The 6521-nt window shown below is 64.5% G+C and carries 8 protein-coding genes; 2 read left to right on the top strand and 6 right to left on the bottom strand.

All coding sequences use genetic code 11. The features are described 5' to 3' along the window. Positions 1–210: 210 nt before the first annotated feature. Complete coding sequence (locus NG698_RS17835) at positions 211–1377, top strand: DUF8462 domain-containing protein (protein WP_252611355.1); 1167 nt, start codon at positions 211–213, stop codon at positions 1375–1377. Positions 1378–1849: 472 nt separating this feature from the next. Here NG698_RS17835 and NG698_RS17830 read toward each other — a convergent pair whose 3' ends face one another. The 6 genes from NG698_RS17830 to NG698_RS17805 form a co-directional block, all read right to left on the bottom strand. Then, on the bottom strand, positions 1850–2299 hold the full coding sequence (locus NG698_RS17830; RefSeq protein WP_252611352.1) for a cupredoxin domain-containing protein: 450 nt from the start codon (positions 2297–2299) through the stop codon (positions 1850–1852). Positions 2300–2354: 55 nt separating this feature from the next. Then, positions 2355–2996, bottom strand: coding sequence for a hypothetical protein (locus tag NG698_RS17825; protein WP_252611351.1), 642 nt, complete (start codon positions 2994–2996; stop codon positions 2355–2357). Positions 2997–3043: 47 nt separating this feature from the next. Next, positions 3044–3739, bottom strand: a complete 696-nt coding sequence (locus NG698_RS17820; protein ID WP_252611349.1) for a class F sortase — start codon at positions 3737–3739, stop codon at positions 3044–3046. A 24-nt stretch (positions 3740–3763) separates the two neighbouring features. Then, complete coding sequence (locus NG698_RS17815; RefSeq protein WP_252611347.1) at positions 3764–4534, bottom strand: CHRD domain-containing protein; 771 nt, start codon at positions 4532–4534, stop codon at positions 3764–3766. Between the two features lie 178 nt (positions 4535–4712). Further along, a complete protein-coding gene (locus NG698_RS17810; RefSeq protein WP_252611345.1) occupies positions 4713–5186 on the bottom strand; it encodes a hypothetical protein in 474 nt (157 codons plus the stop codon). Between the two features lie 8 nt (positions 5187–5194). Continuing rightward, positions 5195–5587, bottom strand: coding sequence for a cupredoxin domain-containing protein (locus tag NG698_RS17805; protein ID WP_252611343.1), 393 nt, complete (start codon positions 5585–5587; stop codon positions 5195–5197). Between the two features lie 144 nt (positions 5588–5731). Here NG698_RS17805 and NG698_RS17800 point away from each other — a divergent pair, with 144 nt between their 5' ends. After that, entirely contained in the window at positions 5732–6178 is a 447-nt protein-coding gene (locus tag NG698_RS17800) for an alpha/beta fold hydrolase (protein ID WP_252611341.1), read from the top strand. Positions 6179–6521 lie beyond the last annotated feature (343 nt).

The following is a 6521-nucleotide window of genomic DNA, read 5'->3' as shown; positions in this document are numbered from 1 at the left end:
ACCAGCGCAACGGCATCAGCCTTGAACTCATCGGAATAGGTTGGTCGAGCAGACATGGGCACAATCCTTTCAAACTGTGTCTCACATCAGTAGTACACCTCAGTGCTCCGGGACGGCGTGGTCCACGCCAACACTAGCAACATCTACTGATATCTATCGTTTTGCTATAGTTCTATAGATTTCAGTAGACATTCGTATAGATGAGGCTGCGTGGACCCTGTATCGAATCCCTACTCGCCCGGAGCAGGACGTAAACCGGCGGCCCTTGTCGGACGCGACCAGCCCCGCCGGGATTGGCAGGTTGCCATCGAACGTGTTGAAGCGGGCAGGACGGCTCAGCCTTTCGTTCTTTACGGGTTGAGGGGGGTGGGCAAGACGGTTCTGCTCTCGGATTTCCGCCGGTCCGCGACCGGCCGGGACTGGCTGGTCGCACAAGTCGAAGCGGGCGCCGGCAAGGCACTGCGTGAGGCGCTGGGAGAAGCCCTTCACGCGCCTCTTGCCGATCTGGCACGCCCGTCGGCCGGGCGCCGGCTGCTCAAGGCTTTGAAGACAGCCGTCAGCTTCAAAGCCTCTTATGACCAGAGCGGAACCTGGAACTTCGGTCTGGACCTTGCAGGAGCGTCCGGTGGGGGAGCGGACACTGGCGTCCTCGAAACCGACCTCCGCAAGCTCATCCACGACCTGGCATTGGCTGCAGAGGAGGAGAACGTCGGCCTGGCGATCCTGATTGATGAAGCTCAGGATCTTGGTCAGGCCGAACTGGTGGCGCTCTGCGCCATCGCCCACGCCGCGGCCCAGGATGACTGGCGTGTACTTTTCGCTTTTGCCGGCCTGCCGAGCCTGCCCAGAGTCCTCGCGGAAGCGAAGTCCTATGCTGAACGGTTCAACTACGAAAAAATCGAGGAACTCCGCGGACCCGTCGCCTCGGAAGCATTAACGAAGCCCGCAGCCGAGGATGGGGTCGAGTGGGATGACTCCGCCGTGGCTCTCATCGTCAATGAAAGCGCCGGCTACCCGTACTTCCTGCAGCAATTCGGACAGGACACATGGAACGCCGCCACCGGTGCGAGCATCACATACGAGGACGCCCGCGTCGGTGCAGCCAACGGCCGGGCAGCCCTGGACAGCGGATTCTTCCGCGCCCGATGGGACCGGGCAACCCGGGCCGAACAGAACTACCTCAGGGCCATGGCCGAAGACAGCGACAAAGGCAGCTCATCGGGGGAAATAGCAGCGCGCCTGGGACGCAGTCCGGCAAGTTTCGGCCCGATTCGCGCAAACCTGATCGCGAAGGGGCTCGTCTACGCTCCCGAACATGGAGTCATCGCCTTCACTGTCCCAGGAATGGCGTCCTTCATCAAACGCCAATCCAATTGAGCGTTGAACTGCCGTGAGATGACAGGATCACTTCGGCCGCCACCGGGCCGGCCCTGCATGCTAGCGCGCTTCGGGCCGGCTCCCAAACGCGGGGTGCTGAGGCGTACCCCGCCGGGAATCGCCATAGCCCTGGCCCTAGCGGCGGTCCTTGTCGGGTACTTCCTGCCCCTTCTCGGAATCAGCCTCCTGGCCTTCCTTCTCATGGATGCCGCAGTCGGATACCTGCACCACCGCAAAACCGCGGAGGCAAACAAACCCTAGGCGGACTCCCTGGAAAATGCCCGAGACCCTCCCATGTGCCGGTCCCCGCATCGGTGAGTTGCCGCGTTGAAGCCAACCAGGCCCAGGGAAACCTCGATCCAGGAAGACGAGCGCAGAACCTTCGGGACGCACGTGCCGGTAACGAAGAAACGAGTACATCCGTTCCAGACCCCACTTCGTTCCCGGTGTACTGCGTCCTTCTGTCGGGGCGTTATTTGACGGTGAGGGTGCCTTTCATGTTGCCGTGGAAGTTGCAGTGGTAGGTGTAAGTCCCCGGTTCGGTGGGGGCGGTGAAGGTGCCGGTGCCGACCTGGATGTTGGCGTCGAATTCGTTGCCGGTGTCAGCGGTGATGGTGTGCGCTTCGATGTCTTCGTTGGTGACCGTGATCTCTGCTCCGGGGCTCACGGTGTCCGCACCTTCGTATTTAAAGCCCTTGATCAGGATTTCCGCCGGCGCCGCCGCCGGTGTAGAGCCCGGGCCGGACGTTGAGGGGGCAGGTTCTGCGGTGGCGGCAGGAGCTGACGGGAATTGTTCCGCCTGTGTGGGGGCCGCTGTCGTGGCGGACCCGGAGGTGCCGGGGTTCCCGCAGCCGGACAAAACCAGCACGACTGCTGCTGCCGCGAGTCCGAGCGCGCTGCCGGTTCTGGTGCTTGCTTTCATGGGTGAACCTTTCATGGAAACTGCCGGTGGGGTGCCTTTGTTGTGCAGCATCGGGTCAGGGGTGTTCTACCCAGCAGGCGAGAATGGTGGTGGAGAGCTGGTAGGCCAGGGCGTTTCTGGTGATGTTGTCCGGTCCGAGGGTGGTCGGCAGGTCCGAAGCATCCACCTGGAGCACGAAGCTGTCTTTTTGGAACACCGCTGACCCGTCCGCGGTTTCGTAGGCCGGGAAGCCGAGGCTGGCCAGTCCTTCGATGGGTTTGGCGTCCTTTGCGAGGGCTTGCTTCGCGTCGAAATAGGTGAGCGCGGTGGCCTGGTCCTTCGCTTCCTGGACGGAGATTTCCAGGTCCCCTTCTTGCAGGTGGTAGGTGCAGGTAAAGGTGCTGTCGGCCCAGTCGTTGATGGTGTGCGGCTCCGAGTCCAGGTCCAGGATGGCGGTGAGCCGGTCCTTTGGCTGGTCCCCACAGACCATCAGGGCAGCATCGCTGGGCCCGTCGGCTGTCGCGTCGGGCGTTGCTGAGCCGTCGTTGTGGTGCCCGCCGCCGTGGCTGTCGGTGTGCCCGGCCTCGGGCGAAACTGCCGTGGCGGCCGGCGTTGAGAGGTCCGAGGGCGCGGTGACGGATCCGGCGGCTGTTGCGCAGCCGGAGAGCAGCAGGGCTGACAGGGCCAGGGAGGCCAGCAATGGCTTGTGCTGTTTCATTACTCGTTCCGTCCTGACCGCCCCCCGTCCGGGGTGTGCGGCCGTTGTCAGGCTTTGAGTGTTGCGTAGATGACGTAGTTGTCATCGAAGAGGCCGGTGGCGGGGTCGTAGCCGTCGCACGTGATCAGCCGGATTTCGGCGCCGTCGGTGTTGCCGTAGACCTCGACGGTGGGGAATTCGTTTTTCGGGTAGAGCGCGCCCCGGTCAACGGCGAACACGGCCGTACTGCCGTCGGCCCGGGAAACGTTGATCTCTGCGCCGGGGGTGAGTTTGCGCAGGTCGGCGAAGACGCCCTTGTTGCCGCCCAGGGCATTGACGTGGCCCAGTATCACTGAAGGGCCGCGTTGCCCTGGGGTGGGGGAGCCGTCGTACCAGCTGCCAGGTGTGCCTTTGCCGGTATCTTCCGGTACTTTCAGGGAGCCGTTCTCCTCCAGTCCCAGGTGGAGAAGGTCCGTCCGGACCCCGATCGAGGGAATAGCCAGGGTGACGGGAGCCGAAGCGCCCAGCACCGGCGGAAGCTGCTGTGCGGCCGGGGCCGCTGCAGGGGCAGCGGGTGGCGGGGTGAACGGAGCCGCGGGAGTGCTCGGCGCCGCCGTGGATGAGGCGGACGTTGCAGGGGCCGGTCCGGAGTCCGGCGTGCTGGCGGGTCCCCCTGCACACCCGGCCAGGGTGAGCAGGAGCAGAACCCCGGCCGCCGTGGCGGCCAGGGGGCCTTTGCGGTGGCCGGGGTTCTTGGGTGTCACAGTGGTGATCCAGTCAGCTCTGGCTTACGCTGCTGCGCCGGCGGTGCGGCGGCGGACCACATAGGCGCCGCCGGCGAGGGCGATCAAGGCCAGGCCCGAACCGATGGCGAGGACCCCGGTGTCGGTGCCGGTTTCGGCGGCGACGCCGGTCTCAGCCCCGCCTGCGGGCATCTTCATCTGACCGGCCGTCAACGTTCCGCACAGGGCCGGGGAGGTCGCGGCCAGGGGCAGGGTCGGTGCGAGGTCGCTCTTCGCGGCCTGGCCCTTGGCGCTGAGGGTGGCGGGGTCAAGGCCGTGGACGACAACCACCGCGGTGCCTGCTTCCAGGGCGGCCTTGGTCTCGGCATTGAGTTCAAACGTACGGTCCACGGTGTACGCGGCACCCTGGCCGCCTACCTTGAGGTCAAGGCCCGCTGCGGGGCTGGTGTCGCCACTGGTGGAGAGGGTGGTAACGATGGGGCCGTAGAACGGGTCGCCTTCGGTGGTGGAGATGACCTGGTCACCGTCCTTATCGGCGGAAGGGTCCGGGCAGGTGCCCTGCTTGCCGCCGTGGATGTGCTGGACGTGCGGGTACGGGGCGTCCATGAAGGTGGCGGGCATTCCCGAAACCTTCAGGACAACGTGGGCCTGGTTGCCGGTGACATCGAGCTGGATAGTGCCGGAGCCGGCGCTGCCGTTGAGTTGGCCCAGGATGGACTGGTAGGACTGGTCCGCGGCCATCGCGGGGGCACCGGAGAGGACCAGAGCGCCCAAAGCGAGGGTGGGGACTGCCATATAGCGGAGTGTCTTATTCATTTGAAAAATCTCCTCATACACGCGCGTGTGATGTTGGTGCCCCCGGGAGGGGACACCAGTACTTCGGAACACTAGCGGACAAGGATGGGTGAAAACGTGGCCCGGCCCACATATTTTTGGGCAGGCTAACGCGAGGGAAACGCCCGGCGGACTCCCGGAGGCAGTGACACCGCCGTGTTCAGGCGGTAGAAGTTCCGCGGCGGCGGCCCCGTGACGTCACCCGTGAGCCGGGCCGGTTTTTCTGCAGCAGGGCGTACCCGGCCACCGCCAACGCACCGGCGGCTGCTTCGGCGACGGCCGTGATGGTCTTTGCCGCGTACCAGACCGGTTCATACATCGAAGGCAGCGGCCCGATGGCGGGGACCTGGACATACCGGTAAAGGATGACCGCGGCCAGGGACGACAACGCAATTACCGCGGCGGCAGCGAAAGCAATACGGGAACCTTTAAGCAGCACAAACACCGCTGCCAGGACCGCGGCGCCGGCCTGGACCAGAAACAGCGTGCCCTGCCCGATGCCGCCCGGCGCGGCCTGCTGATAACCCGGGGCGAGCTGGACATGGATGACGGCGCTGACCACCAGAGCCGCCGCGACGCCGACACGCAGCACCCACAGAGAACGTGCCCGTGGCTTCAGTTCCGGCCGACTCATTTCCCGGTTCATTTCACGACCAGCGTCCCGGTCATCTGAGGATGGAAGGTGCAGACAATTTCGTACTCACCGGGGGCATCCGGTGCCTGGAAGACCACTGTTCCGCCGCCCGGGACTTCGACGTCGAATCCGCCCTTGTCCTTGGCCGTGAGGGTGTGCGGGGCGCTGTCCGCGTTCGTCACCGTGAGCATCGCGCCCGGCTTCACCGACGCCGGAACCTCATACTTGAAATCCTTAATGGTGATGACCCCTTGAGCTGCCTGGGCTGATCCTTCAGCTGACGGGGCAGCGGAACTGGCTGCGGGCGGGGCGGACGAGTCCCCGCCCTGGGCTGCGCACCCGGTGATGCCCACCAGCGACACGGCGGCGGCTAAGAAGCAAATACGAGTAATGGTTCTCATGACAATCCCCTTCAAGGGATGTTGTCCTCCACCCGCCGGACGGCGCGCCCATCAGGAAACTACCCTGCACGCTATTCGTCACCCCCGCCCTTACGGACTGCCCGGCCTTGTGGACCGCAGGTTCATCACGCCGTCCCGCCCTACATGATGCAGACCGGCGACAACCCCGACGGGCCCCTGACCCATGATGAGGCCGCGAAAATGGCCGCTGACCTGACCAAGGACGAGGACGACTTCTGTGACGGATTCACCTGCGATTTCTTCTCCGTCAACGCAGAACTCAAAGTCAGCGAACAACAGCGCCAGGACGCCATCGCACTGTGCAAGCAGGCGGACAAAAAAGCAGCCCTCGCATGCTTGGCCGCCTTCGGCGGCACCGACTTCCGAGAGGACCTGCCCAAGGTAACCGTTCCGGCACTCGTGCTCCACGGAGACGGCGACGCCACCGTATCCTACGAAGGATCCGGTCAGCGCACCCACGCGGCTCTTCCCGGCAGCGAACTGCACGTCATCGCCGGAGCTCCCCACGGATGCAACGTCAGCCACCCCGACGAATGGAATCAAACCCTCATTCAGTTCCTGTCCAGATAGGCACTTGCCGAACGCGGACCGGAATCGAGGCCCTGATGGTCGGTATCGACAAAGTCCCGCTGGTTGACCAGCTCCAGGACCTCCTCCTGGAGAGCAAGGGCCTGCCCGACTTCCTCGCAAGGCCTCCGAACCCGGCCCGGCAAAACCCAGCTGATCGTAGTTCGTCGTCGAGGTTGGCTGTTCCAGTGCTCGCTGTTGCGGACATGAGGATGTCGAACATCTCCGAGCCGAGACCGATGACGGACGCATCAGATGTGCCCGGCCGACGCCGTCCACACGAAAAGGACTCAGCGACCCATGGTCAGCTGCCCGTTTGAAAACATGCTCTTGACCTCCGCGGCGG

The organism is Pseudarthrobacter raffinosi (assembly GCF_023913735.1).
In the GTDB taxonomy this organism is placed as follows: domain Bacteria; phylum Actinomycetota; class Actinomycetes; order Actinomycetales; family Micrococcaceae; genus Arthrobacter; species Arthrobacter raffinosi.
The sequence above is the reverse complement of the archived record's forward strand: the minus strand, read 5'-3'. Positions and strand labels throughout refer to the sequence as shown.

Coding starts and splice junctions, on each gene's coding strand:
- NG698_RS17800 (WP_252611341.1), top strand. CDS start 5,732: ATGATGCAGACCGGCGACAACCCCGACGGGCCCCTGACCCATGATGAG.
- NG698_RS17825 (WP_252611351.1), bottom strand. CDS start 2,996: ATGAAACAGCACAAGCCATTGCTGGCCTCCCTGGCCCTGTCAGCCCTG.
- NG698_RS17815 (WP_252611347.1), bottom strand. CDS start 4,534: ATGAATAAGACACTCCGCTATATGGCAGTCCCCACCCTCGCTTTGGGC.
- NG698_RS17810 (WP_252611345.1), bottom strand. CDS start 5,186: ATGAGTCGGCCGGAACTGAAGCCACGGGCACGTTCTCTGTGGGTGCTG.
- NG698_RS17830 (WP_252611352.1), bottom strand. CDS start 2,299: ATGAAAGCAAGCACCAGAACCGGCAGCGCGCTCGGACTCGCGGCAGCA.
- NG698_RS17805 (WP_252611343.1), bottom strand. CDS start 5,587: ATGAGAACCATTACTCGTATTTGCTTCTTAGCCGCCGCCGTGTCGCTG.